This window comes from Pseudonocardia sp. (assembly GCF_050250275.1).
Lineage (GTDB): Bacteria > Actinomycetota > Actinomycetes > Mycobacteriales > Pseudonocardiaceae > Pseudonocardia.
In genome coordinates this window covers 1-15240 of record NZ_JBFWOY010000046.1, presented here as the reverse complement: position 1 = coordinate 15240, position 15240 = coordinate 1, and the positions used below count along the sequence as shown (strand labels likewise).

The window sequence follows — 15240 nt, the reverse complement described above, 5'->3', positions numbered from 1 at the left end:
GACGTTCATGGCCTTCCCCTCCGACCTGACGATCGCGCGCGGGGCGAACCTCAAGCCCCTCGACGAGGTGGCCGCGGCGATGGACATCCCGTCCCATCTGCTGCAGCCCTACGGCGACAACGTCGCGAAGATCAAGCTCTCGGCCGTGCAGGAGCTGGCCGACAGGCCGAAGGCGAAGTACGTCGTGGTGTCCGCGGTCACGCCCACGCCGCTGGGCGAGGGCAAGACCACGACCACCGTCGGGCTCGGGCAGGCGTTCTCCCACATCGGCAAGCGCGCGACGATCGCGATCCGCCAGCCGTCGATGGGGCCGACGTTCGGGATCAAGGGCGGCGCCGCGGGCGGCGGCTACTCGCAGGTCGTGCCCATGGACATCCTCAACATGCACCTGACCGGCGACTTCCACGCCGTCACCGCCGCCCACAACATGCTGTCCGCGGTGCTGGACAACCACCTGTTCCAGGGCAACGCCGAGGGCATCGACCAGCACGACATCACCTGGCGGCGCGTCATCGACGTCAACGACCGGGCGCTGCGCAACATCGTCGTCGGTCTCGGGGGACGGCTCGACGGCGTGCCCCGTCAGACCGGTTTCGACATCACCGCGGCCTCGGAGGTCATGGCCATCCTGGCGCTGGCGACGTCGATCCCCGAGATGCGCGCCCGGCTCGGCCGCATCGTCGTCGGCTACCGCCGCGACGGGTCCGCCGTCACGGCCGAGGACATCAAGGGCGCCGGGGCGATGGCCGCGATCATGGTCGACGCGTTGCGCCCCAACCTGATGCAGACGCTGGAGAACACGCCCGTCCTCGTCCACGCCGGCCCGTTCGGCAACATCGCGCACGGCAACTCCTCCGTCGTCGCCGACCTCGTCGGCATCCACGCGGGCGACTACCTCGTCACCGAGGCGGGCTTCGGTGCCGACATGGGCGCCGAGCGGTTCTTCAACATCAAGTGCCGCGCATCCGGCCTCGTCCCGGACGCCGCCGTCGTGGTGACCACGGTCCGCGCCCTCAAGGCCCACTCCGGCAACCACCGCATCGTCGCCGGCAGGGCACTGCCCGCGGCGCTGCTCGCCGAGAACCCCGACGAGGTCCACGAGGGCGGCGCCAACCTGCGCAAACAGATCGAGAACATCCGCATCCACGGGGTGACGCCGGTCGTCGCGATCAACGCCTTCCCCGACGACCACCCCTCCGAGCACGCCGCCATCGCCGAGATCGCCGCGTCGCTCGGGGTCCGCGCGGCGGTGTCGACGCACTTCGTCGACGGCGGCCGTGGCGGTGTCGAGCTCGCGCAGGCCGTGGCCGAGGCCGCCGACGAGCCGTCGGCGTTCACGTTCCTCTACCCCGACGACGCGACGCTGCGGGAGAAGATCGAGATCGTCGCGACGAAGGTGTACGGCGCCGACGGCGTGGACCTCGCCCCGGCTGCTGCGCGCCAGCTGGACACCTACGAGCGCAACGGCTTCGGCGACCTGCCCGTCTGCATCGCGAAGACGCACCTGTCGATCTCGTCCGACCCGTCGCTCATGGGCGCGCCGACGGGCTGGCGGCTGCCGGTGCGGGAGGTGCGCGCCTCCGTCGGGGCCGGCTTCGTCTACCCGATCTGCGGCGACATGCGCACCATGCCCGGCCTGGGCACACACCCCGCCGCGCACGAGATCGACGTCGACGCCGACGGCAACATCGTCAACCTCTCGTGAGCCTTCAGGACCGGACCGTCCGGGAGCTCCTCGACGACGTCGCCGCCCGCACCCCCGCGCCCGCCGGGGGTGCGGTCGCGGCGCTCGTCGCCGCGCAGGCCGCCGCCCTCGCCGCGATGGCTGCCCGGTTCGCCCCCGATGCGCCCGAGGCGGCCGGCGCGGCCGACCGTCTCGGGGCCGCGGCGGCGGCGCTCGCCGACGACGACGTCGCCGCGTACTCGGCGTTCATGGCCGCCCGGAGGCTGTCGCGCGACGACCCGGCGCGCGCCACCGCCCTCGCCGCCGCCCGTTCCCGTGCCGCCGACGTCCCGCTCGCCCTCGCCGAGGCCGCCGCGGAGGTGGCGGCGCTGGCGCTGCCCCTGGTCGCCGGGGGCAACCGCAACCTGCGGGCCGACGCCGCGGCGGCGGCCCTGCTGGCGTCGGCCGCGGCGGCGAGCGCGGCGACGATGGTCGCGGAGAACCTCGCCTCGGATCCCGCCGACGCGCGCCTGACCCGTGCCGCCCGCGCCGCGGCCGGTGCCCGCGCACGTGCCGACGCGGCCTTCGCCGCGTTCCCGGCGGTCGCGGGGGACTGATCGGGGCCACGCCTCACCGAGCGTGTGTCGAGGGTGGGCGGATCGCCCTGACGACACGCTCGTGGGGAGGTGTCGCGGCGAGCGTGCCGGGGGAGCCGGCGGGCCGCCCCCATGACACGCCCGCCGCGGGCGCCGGGCGGGGTCGGCGTGCCGGGCGCCGGGCGGGTCAGCCCGCCGGGCCCGCCACCAGCAACGGGACGAGCTGTTCGGCGCTGGTCAAGGAGCCGTGCTGGCCGACGAGCCCGGCAAGCTTCGGCTCGGCCCGGCTGCGCACCAGAGCGGCCCCGCCCCGCATCGCGGCGACGACGTCGCCGATCCGCCCCGCGACGTGCGGGCCCAGCGGCCCGAACCAGCCGGCAGCGACGGCCTCGTCGCGGGTGACCACCCAGGCGTCGTCGCCGAGCACGTCCGTCCACACCGCGAGGACGTCGGCGGCGGCGCCGGGCGCCGTGTACACGTGCCGGGCCCGGGCATCGCCCCCCAGCAGCGCGACACCGGCCTGCAGCGTCTCGTCCGAGTCGAAGTCGGGAGCACGCTCGACCGTGACCATCCCGTGGTCCCCCGTGACGACCAGCAGGGCATCGGGCGGGAGGGCGGCGGCGATCGTCGACACCAGCAGGTCGATCTGGCGCAGCTGCAACCGCCAGGGCAGCGTCGCGGGGCCGTGGACGTGGCCGAGGGTGTCGAGGTCGGAGTGGTAGGCGTAGCAGAGCCGCCGACCGGGCCCGGTGAGCCCGGCGACGGCCTCCGCGGCGAGGTCACCCAGCGCGAACACGCCGTGGAAGTCGCCGCCGCGCAACGCCGCGCGGGTCAGGCCGGAGTCGCGTTGGAACCCGGGCGCCACCTTCGTGACCGCGATCCCGGCGGCGGCGGCGCGCTCCAGCGCGGTCTCGGCGGGCTGGACGGCCTCGGGGACGTGGACGTCGCGCTGGTCGACGTGCCGGCCCTGCTGTGCGCGGGTCCAGCGCAGCGAGTCGAGCAGGGCATGGTCGCCCGGGTCGAACGAGAGGCCGACGATGCCGTGCCCGCCCGGCGGGAGACCGGTGCCGAGCGTGGCGAGGCTGATCGGCGTCGTCGACGGGAAACCGGCCGTGAGCGGACCGGCGTCGGTCATCGCGGACAGGAACGGCGCGTCGGCGGCGTGGGCGGCGAGCAGCTCGGCGCCGAGCCCGTCGACGAGCAGGACGCAGGCCGCGCGGACCTGCGGCAGCGCGATCGGGGCCGGCCCGGGGACACCGAGGGCCGCCAGCACCGACGGGAGCACCTCGGCGAGGGAGGCCGTTCCGTACCGGGGGAGCAGCGGGGCCGTCACGTGTGCAGCCTGCCACCTCGTCGTCGGTCGCCGCCCGGGACCGGCGCCGCCACCACGATTCCCGGACGTCACGAGCGGGTCGTGACCGGGCAACGGTCGTCACAGGGGCCGCCACCGCACCCGGGTGTGAGAATGCAGCCGATGACCTCCCAGGCCGCCCGGCCCGGGGCCGCGCGCCCCGGGACATCGCTCACCGCCGTCCGCGCGACCGGCCTCGTCGAGGCGGTGGCCGGGCCGGCGCGGTTGCCGGGCCGCCCAGGATGACGGGCCCGGCCGACACCAGGCTCCCGGACGGGTTCCGGGTCGTCCTCGACCGGCGGACCCGGGTTCTCGACGGCGGCGCCGCGCTGCTCGGCGGGGCGCCGCCGCGGCTGGTGCACCTCACCCCGAAGGCCCGCGCGCTCCTGCAGCGCAACGAGATCGTCGTCGCCGACTCCGCGTCCCGGGCGCTCGCGCGGCGGCTGCTCGACGGCGGCCTCGCCCAGCCCGCGGCGCCTCTCGGGCCGCTCGCGCGGCCGGAGCGCGCGGACGTCACCGTCGTCGTGCCGGTGAAGGACCGGACCGCGGGGCTGGTCCGCCTGCTCGCCGCGCTGCCCACCGACCTGGGCGGGATCGTCGTCGTCGACGACGGATCGGCTGTCCCGGTCGACGTGACCCATGACGGGCCGCTGACCCTGTTGCGCAACGACACCGCCCGCGGCCCGGCCGCCGCCCGCAATGCCGGGCTCGCCGCCGCGACGACGCGCCTGGTGGCGTTCCTCGACTCCGACGTGGTGCCCCGGCCGGGCTGGCTGGAGCCGCTGCTGGACCGGTTCGCCGACCCTGCCGTCGGGCTGGCCGCGCCGCGGATCGTCGCGCTCGACGCGGGCGCGACGTGGGTGAGCCGTTACGAGGCGGTGCGGTCGTCGCTGGACCTCGGTCTCGACGCGGCACCCGTCGTCCCGCGCTCGCGAGTGGCCTACGTGCCCAGTGCCGCCCTGCTGGTGCGCCGCGACGCCGTCGGCACCGGGTTCGACGAGAACCTGCACGTCGCGGAGGACGTCGACCTCGTCCTGCGGCTGCACGAGCAGGGGTGGCGGCTGCGCTACGAGCCGGCGTCGCACGTCGCGCACGACCATCGGGTCGACGTTCGGCAGTGGCTGGGGCGCAAGGCCTTCTACGGGACGGGTGCCGCTCCGCTCGCGTTGCGCCACGCCGGGGCGGTGCCGCCGATGGTGCTCTCGCCGTGGTCGGCCGCGGTGTGCGCGCTGCTGCTGGTGCAGCGCCGCGGGGCGGCGGCGCTGGCCGTCGGGGTCACGGCGGTCGCCGCGGAACGCCTGGCGCGCAGGCTCGGCAGGTTGGACAGGCCCCGGCTCGTCGCGGCCCGGCTGACCGGGCTGGGGCTTCTCGGTGCGCTCGCCCAGACCGGGTCGGCGCTCACCCGGCACTTCTGGCCGCTCGCGGTGCTCGGGTGCCTGTTCTCGGCACGGGCACGGCGTGCGGTCGTGGCCGCCGCGGCGGTCGAGGGCCTCGTCGACTGGTGGGCCCACCGCGGCCACGACGCGGGCGGCCCGGGGCTCGCGGCGCACGTCGGCGCGCACCGGCTCGACGACCTCGGTTACGGCGCGGGTCTGTGGTGGGGTGCGTGGCGGCACCGAACGACGGCGCCGCTGCGTCCGGCCGGGCCGGGTGGGTGGCGGCCACACCGACAGGGCTAGTCCGAACGGATGAAGCGGCGTCCGGGACGGAGCCGCTTCTGCGCATCCATCCAACCTCTGTCTCCGTGACTGCGGAAACGATGAGCCGATCGAGCCCGCACACGCACCGTGAACCGCTTCCACGGCCGGCGGCCGCCTTGCACGGGTCGATCATCGGGAGTATGATGTGTCGACCGCCACACGTGTGCGCGGTGTCCCCTGCGGCCCGGCCGCGGCGGGACGACACCACCCCGGTAGTCCTCGCGACACGCCACGGACGTCGCGGTTGAGGAGTGAGACTCATGGCACAGGTCCGGGTCACGGTCGACGGCGTGAACTACGCCGACGACGTCGAGCCCCGAATGTTGTTGGTGCAGTACCTGAGGGAGCGTCTGGGCAAGACCGGGACAGTCGTCGGCTGCGACACGAGCAACTGCGGTGCCTGCACCGTCCACCTGAACGGGCAGAGCGTGAAGTCCTGCTCGGTCCTGGCGGTCCAGGCCGACGGCGCCGAGGTGCTGACCATCGAGGGGCTGGCCCGCGACGGTGAGCTGCACCCCGTTCAGAAGGCGTTCAACGAGTGCCACGGCCTGCAGTGCGGCTACTGCACCCCCGGCATGATCATGGCGGCCGTCGACCTGCTCGGGGACAACCCCGACCCCGACGAGACCGAGGTGCGCGAAGGCATCGAGGGCAACCTCTGCCGCTGCACCGGCTACCAGAACATCGTCCGCTCGGTGCAGCGCGCCGCGCAGATGATGAAGCCCGGCGCGTCGGCCCCGACCGAGTCGCCGGCGCCCGTCGCGGGAGGCAACTGAGCATGACGACGACCGCCGAACCCACCACAGAGCTCGGCAAGGCGCGCGTCCGCAAGGAGGACGCGCGCCTGATCACCGGGCGCACCCGCTACACCGACGCGATCACCCCCCACGGCACGCTGCACATGTACGTGGTGCGATCCCCGATCGCCCACGCGACGATCACGGGCGTCGACAAGTCCGCCGCCGAGGCGGCCCCAGGCGTCATCGGCGTGTTCACGGCCGCCGACCTGGGTGTCGAGGCCGTCGGCCTGCCCTGCGCCTGGCCGATCACGCCCGACATGAAGGCGCCGCAGCGTCCGCTGCTCGCCACCGGGACCGTGCACTTCGCCGGTGAGGGCGTCGCCGTCGTCGTCGCCCGCACCCCCGCCGAGGCACGTGACGCCGCCGACCTCGTCGAGGTCGACTACGACGCCCTCGAGCCGGTCCTCGACATGGAGGCCGCCCTCGCCGACGGCGCCACCCTCGTCCACCCCGACCTGGGCACCAACGAGAACGCCACCTGGGTCTTCGACTCGGGTGCCGCGGGCACCGGTGGCAGCGTCGACGAGGCCGTCGCCGCCGCCGAGGCCGACCCCGACTCGATCGTGCTCAAGCGCCGCTTCCGCCAGCAGCGGCTCATCCCCGCGTTCATGGAGCCGCGCTCCTGCGTCGTCGACCCGACCGGTGAGCAGATCACCGTCTGGGCCGCCACCCAGGTCCCGCACATCCTGCGCACCATAACGACGGTGACCCTCGGCGTCCCCGAGGCCAAGCTGCGCGTCATCGCCCCCGACGTGGGCGGCGGCTTCGGCGGCAAGATCGGCGTGCTGCCCGAGGAGATGCTCTGCGTCGCGCTGGCGCAGCGGCTCAACAAGCCCGTCAAGTGGACCGAGACCCGGTCGGAGTCCCTGCTCGCCGCCCACCACGGCCGCGACCAGATCCAGGACATCACGATCACGGCGAAGAAGGACGGCACGGTCACCGGCCTCGACGTCCACCTGCTCGCCGACATGGGTGCCTACCTCGGACTCGTCGGCCCCGGCGTCCCGATCCTCGGCGCGTTCATGTTCAACGCGATCTACAAGATCCCGGCGCTCAAGTTCACGTGCACCAACGTCTTCACCACGAAGACGCTGACCGACGCCTACCGCGGCGCCGGGCGGCCCGAGGCCACGTTCGCGATCGAGCGGATCATGGACGAGCTGGCCGTCGAGCTCGGCCGCGACCCGATGGACCTGCGCAAGCAGAACTGGATCACCCACGAGGAGTTCCCGTTCACCACGGTGGTCGGGCTGACCTACGACACGGGCAACTACGAGCAGGCCACCGACCAGGCCATGGCGACGTTCGACTACGCCGGCCTGCGCCGCGAGCAGGAGGAGCGCCGCGCCCGCGGCGACAAGGTCCAGCTCGGCATCGGCATCTCGACCTTCACCGAGATGTGCGGTCTCGCCCCGTCCCGCGTCCTCGGCTCGCTCGCGTACGGCGCCGGCGGCTGGGAGGCAGCGAGCATCCGGATGCTCGCCACCGGCAAGGTCGAGGTCGTCACCGGGTCGTCGGCACACGGCCAGGGCCACGAGACGGCGTTCAGCCAGATCGTCGCCGACCAGCTGGGCGTGCCGTTCGAGGACGTCGAGATCCTCCACGGCGACACCCAGATCTCGCCGAAGGGCCTCGACACCTACGGGTCGCGGTCGCTCACCGTCGGCGGCATCGCGATCGTCAAGGCCGCGGACAAGGTCATCGCCAAGGCGAAGAAGCTGGCCGCGCACCTGCTCGAGGCGTCCGAGGACGACATCGAGTTCAACGCCGGCCAGTTCACCGTCCGCGGCACCGACAAGGGCAAGGCCATCCAGGAGCTGGCGTTCGCCGCGTTCATGGCGCACGACTACCCCGAGGACATGGAGCCGAGCCTCGACGCCGACGCCGTGTACGACCCGGAGAACTTCTCCTTCCCGCACGGCACGCACCTCGCCGCGATGGAGGTCGACACCGATACCGGCAAGGTGAGCCTGCGCCGGTACGTCTGCGTGGACGACGTCGGCAACGTGGTCAACCCGCTGATCGTCGAGGGCCAGGTGCACGGCGGCCTCGCCCAGGGCATCGCGCAGGCCCTCTACGAGGAGGCCAACTACGACGACCAGGGCACCCTGGTCAACGGCACCTTCGTCGACTACACGCTGCCGTCCGCGGCCGACCTGCCCAGCTTCGACACCGCCGTGGTGAGCACCCCGGCGACGTCGAACCCGCTGGGTGTCAAGGGCGTCGGCGAGGCGGGCACGATCGCCTCGACCCCGGCGATCGTCAACGGCGTCCTCGACGCGGTGCGCCACCTCGGCGTCACCGAGATCGAGATGCCGACGACGTCGCAGCGCGTGTGGCGGGCCATCCAGGAGGCCAAGGGCCGCTCGACGCAGGAGACTCCGATCGACACGCACTCGCCGGGCGCGGGCCTCGGCTCGATCGACCCGAACAACCCCCAGGGAGAGGTCCAGTGATCCCCGCCAAGTTTGACTACGTACGGCCCTCGTCGGTGGACGAGGCCGTGACGGCGCTGCGGGACGCCGGTGAGGACGCCAAGATCCTCGCCGGCGGGCAGAGCCTGCTGCCGGTGCTGCGGCTGCGGCTCGCCGCCCCGTCGACGATCATCGACCTCGGCGGCATCGCCGACCTGCGCCGGATCGCCGAGGACGGCGACCGCATCGCCATCGGTGCCATGGCCCCGCACCACGACGTCATGCGCGACGACCTCGTGAACCAGCACGTGACGCTGCTCTCGCAGGCCACCGCCACGGTCGCGGACCCGCAGGTCCGCCACCGCGGGACCCTCGGCGGCGCGCTGGCGCACGCCGACCCGGCGGGCGACCTCGGGGCCGTAGCGCTCGCCCTCGACGCCGAGTTCGTCATCGCGGGCGCCTCCGGCACCCGCACGGTGCCGGCGAGCGAGTTCTTCGTCGACTACTTCACGACGGCCATCGGCGAGGGCGAGATCCTCACCCAGGTGCGGTTCCCGAAGTACACCGGCTGGGCCTCGCACTACGAGAAGTTCAACCGGACCGCGCAGGCCTGGTCGATGTGCGCGGTCGCCGTGGCCCTGCGCCTCGACGGTGGCAGCATCGCCGAGGCCCGCGTCGGTCTGACCAACATGGGGACCACCCCGATCCGGGCGACCGGTGTCGAGGCGGCCCTCGTCGGGCAGCAGGCGAGCGAGGACGCGGCCCGTGCCGCGGCCGAGCACGCGACGGAGGGCACTGCCGCACCGAGTGACGCCGACGCCGCATCCGACTACCGTGAGCACTTGGCAAGGGTGCTGACCGGTCGGGCGGTGCTCGCAGCAGCGGGCTGAGCCACAGCGTCGTCTCTGTGGACGCCCGCCCGACCCGGGCGGGCGTCCACAGTGTTTTGTGCGGGGGTTTTCGGCCCGTCCCGCCCGGTCGGCGGGAGCGAGGCCCCGATGAGGAGGCAGTACACCGATGCAGCTGGAGAACAAGTTCACGATCGCGGCGCCGATCGAGGAGGCCTGGGCGGCCCTGAACAACCCGGAGACGGTCGCGCCGTGCTTCCCGGGCGCCACCCTGACCGAGTACGAGGACGACTCGTTCACCGGCACCGTCAAGGTCAAGCTCGGCCCGATCTCCCTGACCTACAAGGGCAAGGGCACCTACGTCGAGCGTGACGACGCGAACCACAAGGTCGTCATCGACGCCACCGGCCGCGACTCGCGCGGCAACGGCACCGCCGCGGCCAAGGTCACGGGCTCGATGGTGGCCCAGGGGCCGGACAAGACCGAGGTCACGATGGTCACCGACCTCTCGATCACGGGCCGTCCCGCCCAGTTCGGTCGCGGTGTCATCTCCGACGTCAGCGAGAAGATCATCGGGCAGTTCGCGTCGTGCCTGACCGACAAGCTGGGTGCCTCCGGTGCCGCCGCAGCCGATGCGGCACCGTCGGCCGACGCCCCCGCCGCGGCCGCACCGACGAGCGCCCCGACGTCGGCGACCGCTGGTTCGGAGGCTCCGAAGCCGGTCGCCGCGCCGAAGTCGACGCCGACGGGTGGCCCGCTGCGCAGCGAGGTCGACGCGATCGACCTGCTCGACTCCGCCGGCGCTCCGGTCCTCAAGCGGCTGGCGCCGGTCGTCGGCGTCCTCGGCGCGCTGCTGGCGATCTTCGTCGTGGTGCGTCGCCTGCGGTCCAAGTAGCGCCTGCGCGAGCAGAACCCGTGAGTGGCGATGGTCGCGACCCTGACCATCGCCACTCACCGGTCAGTCGTCCCAGCGGTCGTCGTCCCAGCGGTCGCCGCCGCGGTCGTCGGCCGTCGTGACGCGGTGCTTCGCGTCGTCGTCGCGGCGGTCGTCGTCATCGTCGAGGCGGTCCCGGGTCACCTGGCCCGTCACGGCGTCCACGTGCAGTTCCCGCAGGCCCGTCGCCGTCCGGACGTCGACCTCCCACACCTCGCGGCCGTGCTCGAACTCCCGCTCCATCTCCACGACCCGCCCGCCGCCCACGTGCGCGACGGCCGCCTGCTCGGCGGCGACGCGGTCGACGGCGGCCTGCGCGGTGTCGGTGAGCAGCGCGGTGGGGGGCGCGCCCGTCGAGCTCATGGCGGTCGTCGGGACGGTCGGCGTCCGGGTCGAGCTGTCGTCGCCCGCGGCGCCGAGGGCCAGCGCCGTGCCGGTGAGGGCGAGCAGGGTGACGCCGGTGGCGGCGGCGAGAACGAAGGGGCGGCGGATGTTCACGGTGTCCTCCAGGTCGGGGTTCGTCGGGTTCGTCCGACCTGTCCGACGATGCCGCCGCGGCGCCTAGCGCCGCGCTGCCCGATCCCTAAGATCCGGCTAAGCCGGCGCGCCGCCGGGAACGGCCCACCCCGGGCGCAACCCCACGGTCGTGCATCGGGCGCGCGACGACAGTGAGGTTGCGCGCCGCGGTGCGGGCTCACGCCGCGCGGCCGCGATCTGCCCCGGCGTCGCACAGCAGGCGGATCGGAGGCAGAGCCGGCCGGGCGGCGACGTGCGGGTGTCAGCGAGGAGGGCCCAGGCCGACGACGACCCGCAGCCCGCGCCCCGGCGACTCCAGCCGCAGCCCGCCGCCCGACTGCTCGGCCGAGCGGCGCGCGATGTCGAGCCCCAGCCCGGTCGACCCGGCGCCGCTCACCCCGCGGCGCAGCGCGGGCGCGCCCGCGGGGATGCCGGGGCCGTCGTCGGTGACGGTCAGCGTCGCGCCACCGCCGGGCTCCGGTGCGAGCCGCACCGCGAACGAGGTCCCGTCCGGGGTGTGGGCGAACACGTTGCCCAGCAACGTGTCGACGACGGCCTCCAGGTCGCCGCGGGGGAGCGCCACGGGCAGCGGCCCGGGAGCGAGGTCGACGGTGACGTCGCGTTCGGTGTCCTCGGCGAGCACCGCCCAGAACGCGACGCGGTCGGCGACGACCGGCACCGCGTCGCAGGCCGCGGGGTCGGCGCCGCGGCGGCGGGCCTGCTCGATCGCCCCGGTGACGGCGCGCTGCACGGCGTCGACGCCCTCGCCGATGCGGACGGCGTCGGCGGGCGGGAGCGACTCGGCCTCCAGGCGCAGCGAGGTGAGCGGGGTGCGGACGCGGTGGGCGAGGTCGGCGACGGTCTCGCGTTCCTCGCGCAGCAGGTCGGTGATGCGTCCGGCGAGCCCGTTGAGGGCCCCGGCGACGACGCCGAGCTCGGCGGGGGCTCCCGCGTCGGCGCGGGCGTCCAGGTCGCCGCGGGCGAGTCGGTGCGCCGCGGCGGCGAGGTCGGTGGTGGCGTGGACGAGCCGGCGCGCCAACCGGTCGGCGAGCACGAGCCCGACGGCCAGCAGCGTGATCCCGAGCCCGGTGAGCAGCAGCCAGGAGCGGCCGACACCGCGGGTCAGGTCGGCGTCCGGGACGAAGGCGCGCACGGCCCCACCGGCACCGGTGGCGTCCCGGACGGCGACGACGATCTCCCGCCCGCCCGGGGCGTCGGTCGACGCCGAGACACCGCGGGCGCCGAGCTCGACGAGCGGGGTGCGCGCGGCGGGCGTGCCCAGGACCGCGCCGTCGGCGAGGAAGAGGGTGACCTCGGCGGAGGTCGTCGCGTCGACCTGGCCGACGGCGAGCGCGAGGGCGTCGCGGCCCGCGGTGGCGACGAGCGGGCTGAGCGACTGGGCCTGCGCGGTGACGGTGGCGACGGCGCGGTCCTGCGCGACGGTGCGGACCAGCAGGGCGAGCGGCACGAGGAACGCGACGAGGACGAGTGTCGTCGTCGCTGCGACGAGAACGAGGACGCGGCGGCGCACGGGTCAGCCCGGAGCGCCCAGCCGCACCCCGACGCCCCGCACCGAGTGCAGGTAGCGCGGGGTCTGCGCGGTCTCGCCGAGCTTGCGGCGCAACCACGACAGGTGCACGTCGACGGTCTTGTCGGCGCCGCCGTAGGGCAGTCGCCACACCTCCGTGAGCAGCTCCCGCTTGGCGACGACCTCGCCCGCCCGCGCCGCCAGGTAGTGCAGCAGGTCGAACTCCCGCGGGGTGAGCTCCAGGTCGCGGCCGTCGAGACGCGCCGTTCTCCCCCGCGGGTCGACGACGAGCCCGCCGACGGTGACCGTCGGATCGGCGTCGGGCTCCCCGCCGCGGCGCAGCACCGCCCGGATCCGGGCGTCGAGCTGGGCGGACCCGAAGGGCTTCACCAGGTAGTCGTCGGCGCCGGCGTCGAGGACCGCGACGATCTCGGCCTCGTCGTCGCGTGCGGTGGCGACGATGACCGGCACCGTGCTGGCGCCGCGCAGCATCCGCAGCATCACGGTGCCGTCGAGATCCGGGAGGCCCAGGTCGAGGACCACGATGTCGGGCCGGTTGCCGACGGCCTTCTCCAGCCCCGCCATCGCGGTCGGCGCGGAGTCGACGGCGTGGCCGCGTTCGGAGAGCCCGCGCACGAGGGCACCGCGGATCGCGGCGTCGTCCTCCACGAGCAGTACCTGGGCCATGACCGCACCGTATGGCACGCGGGGTGGGTGCGAGGTACGTCCGGTGCCGACGTTGGCGTCGTCTTAGCGCTGCCTTAACCACCGGGGCGGGCATCCTGGTGGGGTGCGCCCCAGCAGAGCCCGGACCGCCGCCGCCGTCCTCGTGTGGGTGGTGGTGGCGGCGGGTGCGCTCGTCGTCGGGCTCACCGCCGTCGGCGCCGTCGGGTCCGGGATCACGGGGGAGGGGCTGCGCCCGTTGACATCGGCGGAGATCGACAGCCGCCTCGCCGCGCTGCCCGCCACCTCGGCCCCGCAGCCGCCAGTGTCGCCGGTCCCGCCCGCGGCGGACGCGCGGGCGGTCGTCGTCGCCGGTGGGCCGGGCGGCACGGTCGTGGTCCGGTGCGAGGGGGCGACGCCGAGGATCGTCTCGGCGAGCCCGGCGCAGGGCTTCGAGCTCAAGGACTCCGACGGCGGCGCCGACCGGGTGCGGTTCGACGGCGACGACATCGAGGTCGATGTGCGGCTGAGCTGCAGCAACGGTGTTCCGGTGGGTGACGTCCGCGTCGAGTACGACGACTGACCCGGGTACCGCGGACGGGCCGGGGACTGCGTGCCGCGCCCGGCGAGCACGGGCACCGGCGGCGCGTCCGCCACCGCCGTGTGCAGGGCCGGCCTGCAGCCGGCTCCGGTCGGGCACCTGCTCGGGGCACGGAGGTGCCGCCCGGCTCGTGGACCTGCCGTAGCGCCGGTCCGCGGGCGCGCAAACGCCGGCGAGGGCGGGTGCCAGGATGGCGCCATGACCGGCGCGGGGCGGCACAACGACATCACCGACGTCGCGGGCATCCGCGTCGGGCATGCGCAGGTCGAGGGCGAGGGCGCGCTCAGCGGCACGACGGTCGTCCTCGCGCCGCCCGGAGGCGCGGCGGCGGGGGTTGACGTCCGCGGGGCGGCCCCGGGCACCCGCGAGACCGACCTGCTCGACCCGCGCAACACCGTCGACACGGTGCACGCGATCGTGCTGGGCGGCGGTAGCGCCTACGGGCTCGACTCCGCGTCCGGGGTCATGGCCCGCCTCGAGGACGCAGGGATCGGGTTCGCGGTGCCCGGCGGGGTCGTGCCGATCGTGCCGGCCGCGGTGCTGTTCGATCTCGGCCGCGGTGGCCGGTTCGACGCGCGCCCCGGTGCGGCGCACGGCATGGCGGCCTTCGACGCGGCGACCGGGGGACCGATCGCCCAGGGGGTCGTCGGCGCGGGGACGGGCGCGGTCGCGGGTGGGCTCAAGGGCGGGGTCGGCTCGGCGAGCACCGTGCTCGCCGACGGGACCACGGTCGCCGCCCTCGTCGCCGTCAACGCGGTGGGCTCACCCGCGCACCCGGGCACCGGTGTGCTGCACGGTGTGCTGCACGGGCTGCCCGGCGAGTTCGACCTGCCCGACGTCGTGGAGCCGGCCGGTGTCGGGGCGGCCCTCGCCCGGCACGCGGGCGGCGGCGCGGGGACGGCCACGACGATCGGGGTCCTCGCGACCGATGCGACGCTCGACAAGGCGGGCTGCGCCCGGCTCGCGACGATGGGCCACGACGGGCTGGCCCGTTCTCTCGCGCCGGTGCACACGGTGATGGACGGGGACACGATCTTCGCCCTGTCCACCGGTCGTGCGGCGGCGCCGGACCTGCCCGGGCTGTTCGCCCTGCACGCGGCGGCCGCGGACGTCGTGGCCCGCGCGGTGGTGCACGCGATCCTGCACGCGAGGAGCATCGCGACCCCGGCGGGGTCGTGGCCGTCCTACCGGGACGCGGTCCGGGGGTCGTGAGTGGGCCGGCGGCGGGCGCTCACCGGGGTCAGCCGCCGGCGAAGGGGGGCAGGACGTCGAGGACCGCCCCGTGGGGGAGCGGGGTCGAGGTGTCGCGGACCGCGATCTCGTCGAGGAGGTAGCTGCAGCGCCGCAGGACGCGGGTGAACTCGGCGTCGTGGGTGGCGCGCAGGGTGTCGAGGAGGTTCTCGACGGTCGAGCCCTCGGGGACCTCGACGGTGGTGGTGTCGGTGCCGGCGGCGGCGCGGGCGGCGGCGTAGAAGCGGACGGTCGCGGTGAGGGTTGTCGTGGTCGCCGGGGTCATGGGGGCGTCCTTTCAGCCGCCGATGGCGCTCATCGGGCGGTCGGGCTGCAGGAAGTTCGGGTCGTCGATGCCGTGTCCGGCGAGTTTGCCCCACATGGCGTCGCGCCAGG

Annotated in this window: 14 protein-coding genes; 9 read left to right on the top strand and 5 right to left on the bottom strand. The window is 74.7% G+C overall.

Going from position 1 to position 15240, the window contains the following annotated elements; all coding sequences use genetic code 11:
• Positions 1-7 precede the first annotated feature (7 nt).
• Both AB7F12_RS29165 and AB7F12_RS29160 read left to right on the top strand, forming a co-directional pair.
• Positions 8-1705: a formate--tetrahydrofolate ligase gene (locus tag AB7F12_RS29165; protein ID WP_428498655.1), complete on the top strand. Its 1698-nt coding sequence runs from the start codon at positions 8-10 to the stop codon at positions 1703-1705.
• On the top strand, positions 1702-2280 hold the full coding sequence (locus tag AB7F12_RS29160; RefSeq protein ID WP_428498654.1) for a cyclodeaminase/cyclohydrolase family protein: 579 nt from the start codon (positions 1702-1704) through the stop codon (positions 2278-2280). The genes AB7F12_RS29165 and AB7F12_RS29160 overlap by 4 nt, the downstream gene beginning before the upstream one ends.
• Before the next feature lie 166 nt (positions 2281-2446).
• Here AB7F12_RS29160 and AB7F12_RS29155 read toward each other — a convergent pair whose 3' ends face one another.
• Positions 2447-3592, bottom strand: coding sequence for an alkaline phosphatase family protein (locus tag AB7F12_RS29155; RefSeq protein WP_428498653.1), 1146 nt, complete (start codon positions 3590-3592; stop codon positions 2447-2449).
• Between the two features lie 260 nt (positions 3593-3852).
• Here AB7F12_RS29155 and mftF point away from each other — a divergent pair, with 260 nt between their 5' ends.
• The 5 genes from mftF (at position 3853) to AB7F12_RS29130 (ending at position 10267) form a co-directional block, all read left to right on the top strand.
• Positions 3853-5289, top strand: a complete 1437-nt coding sequence (gene mftF, locus AB7F12_RS29150) for a mycofactocin biosynthesis glycosyltransferase MftF (RefSeq protein WP_428498652.1) — start codon at positions 3853-3855, stop codon at positions 5287-5289.
• 281 nt (positions 5290-5570) lie between these two features.
• A complete protein-coding gene (locus AB7F12_RS29145; RefSeq protein ID WP_147103986.1) occupies positions 5571-6086 on the top strand; it encodes a (2Fe-2S)-binding protein in 516 nt (171 codons plus the stop codon).
• A gap of 2 nt (positions 6087-6088) precedes the next feature.
• On the top strand, positions 6089-8566 hold the full coding sequence (locus tag AB7F12_RS29140) for a xanthine dehydrogenase family protein molybdopterin-binding subunit (protein ID WP_428498651.1): 2478 nt from the start codon (positions 6089-6091) through the stop codon (positions 8564-8566).
• A complete protein-coding gene (locus tag AB7F12_RS29135) occupies positions 8563-9414 on the top strand; it encodes an FAD binding domain-containing protein (RefSeq protein ID WP_428498650.1) in 852 nt (283 codons plus the stop codon). The genes AB7F12_RS29140 and AB7F12_RS29135 overlap by 4 nt, the downstream gene beginning before the upstream one ends.
• A 127-nt stretch (positions 9415-9541) precedes the next feature.
• Positions 9542-10267, top strand: a complete 726-nt coding sequence (locus AB7F12_RS29130; RefSeq protein ID WP_428498649.1) for an SRPBCC family protein — start codon at positions 9542-9544, stop codon at positions 10265-10267.
• A gap of 63 nt (positions 10268-10330) precedes the next feature.
• Here AB7F12_RS29130 and AB7F12_RS29125 read toward each other — a convergent pair whose 3' ends face one another.
• The 3 genes from AB7F12_RS29125 to AB7F12_RS29115 all read right to left on the bottom strand — a co-directional run bounded on the left by AB7F12_RS29125 (position 10331) and on the right by AB7F12_RS29115 (position 13037).
• A complete protein-coding gene (locus tag AB7F12_RS29125) occupies positions 10331-10804 on the bottom strand; it encodes a PepSY domain-containing protein (protein WP_428498648.1) in 474 nt (157 codons plus the stop codon).
• A 280-nt stretch (positions 10805-11084) separates the two neighbouring features.
• Positions 11085-12353 carry an ATP-binding protein gene (locus tag AB7F12_RS29120; protein WP_428498647.1) on the bottom strand — a complete coding sequence of 423 codons (1269 nt, stop codon included), beginning with the start codon at positions 12351-12353 and terminating at the stop codon, positions 11085-11087.
• Between the two features lie 3 nt (positions 12354-12356).
• Positions 12357-13037: a response regulator transcription factor gene (locus AB7F12_RS29115; RefSeq protein ID WP_428498646.1), complete on the bottom strand. Its 681-nt coding sequence runs from the start codon at positions 13035-13037 to the stop codon at positions 12357-12359.
• Between the two features lie 103 nt (positions 13038-13140).
• On the opposite strand from AB7F12_RS29115, the gene AB7F12_RS29110 reads away from it, so the two are divergent.
• Both AB7F12_RS29110 and AB7F12_RS29105 read left to right on the top strand, forming a co-directional pair.
• Positions 13141-13596, top strand: coding sequence for a hypothetical protein (locus AB7F12_RS29110; protein ID WP_428498645.1), 456 nt, complete (start codon positions 13141-13143; stop codon positions 13594-13596).
• A 216-nt stretch (positions 13597-13812) separates the two neighbouring features.
• Entirely contained in the window at positions 13813-14826 is a 1014-nt protein-coding gene (locus tag AB7F12_RS29105) for a P1 family peptidase (protein WP_428498644.1), read from the top strand.
• Between the two features lie 28 nt (positions 14827-14854).
• Here AB7F12_RS29105 and AB7F12_RS29100 read toward each other — a convergent pair whose 3' ends face one another.
• On the bottom strand, positions 14855-15130 hold the full coding sequence (locus AB7F12_RS29100) for a MoaD/ThiS family protein (RefSeq protein ID WP_428498643.1): 276 nt from the start codon (positions 15128-15130) through the stop codon (positions 14855-14857).
• Between the last annotated feature and the right edge of the window lie 110 nt (positions 15131-15240).

Excerpts from the sequence above, each read along its gene's own strand:
- AB7F12_RS29165 (WP_428498655.1), top strand. The coding sequence starts at position 8 with ATGGCCTTCCCCTCCGACCTGACGATCGCGCGCGGGGCGAACCTCAAG.
- mftF (WP_428498652.1), top strand. The coding sequence starts at position 3,853 with ATGACGGGCCCGGCCGACACCAGGCTCCCGGACGGGTTCCGGGTCGTC.
- AB7F12_RS29145 (WP_147103986.1), top strand. The coding sequence starts at position 5,571 with ATGGCACAGGTCCGGGTCACGGTCGACGGCGTGAACTACGCCGACGAC.
- AB7F12_RS29140 (WP_428498651.1), top strand. The coding sequence starts at position 6,089 with ATGACGACGACCGCCGAACCCACCACAGAGCTCGGCAAGGCGCGCGTC.
- AB7F12_RS29130 (WP_428498649.1), top strand. The coding sequence starts at position 9,542 with ATGCAGCTGGAGAACAAGTTCACGATCGCGGCGCCGATCGAGGAGGCC.
- AB7F12_RS29115 (WP_428498646.1), bottom strand. The coding sequence starts at position 13,037 with ATGGCCCAGGTACTGCTCGTGGAGGACGACGCCGCGATCCGCGGTGCC.
- AB7F12_RS29105 (WP_428498644.1), top strand. The coding sequence starts at position 13,813 with ATGACCGGCGCGGGGCGGCACAACGACATCACCGACGTCGCGGGCATC.
- AB7F12_RS29100 (WP_428498643.1), bottom strand. The coding sequence starts at position 15,130 with ATGACCCCGGCGACCACGACAACCCTCACCGCGACCGTCCGCTTCTAC.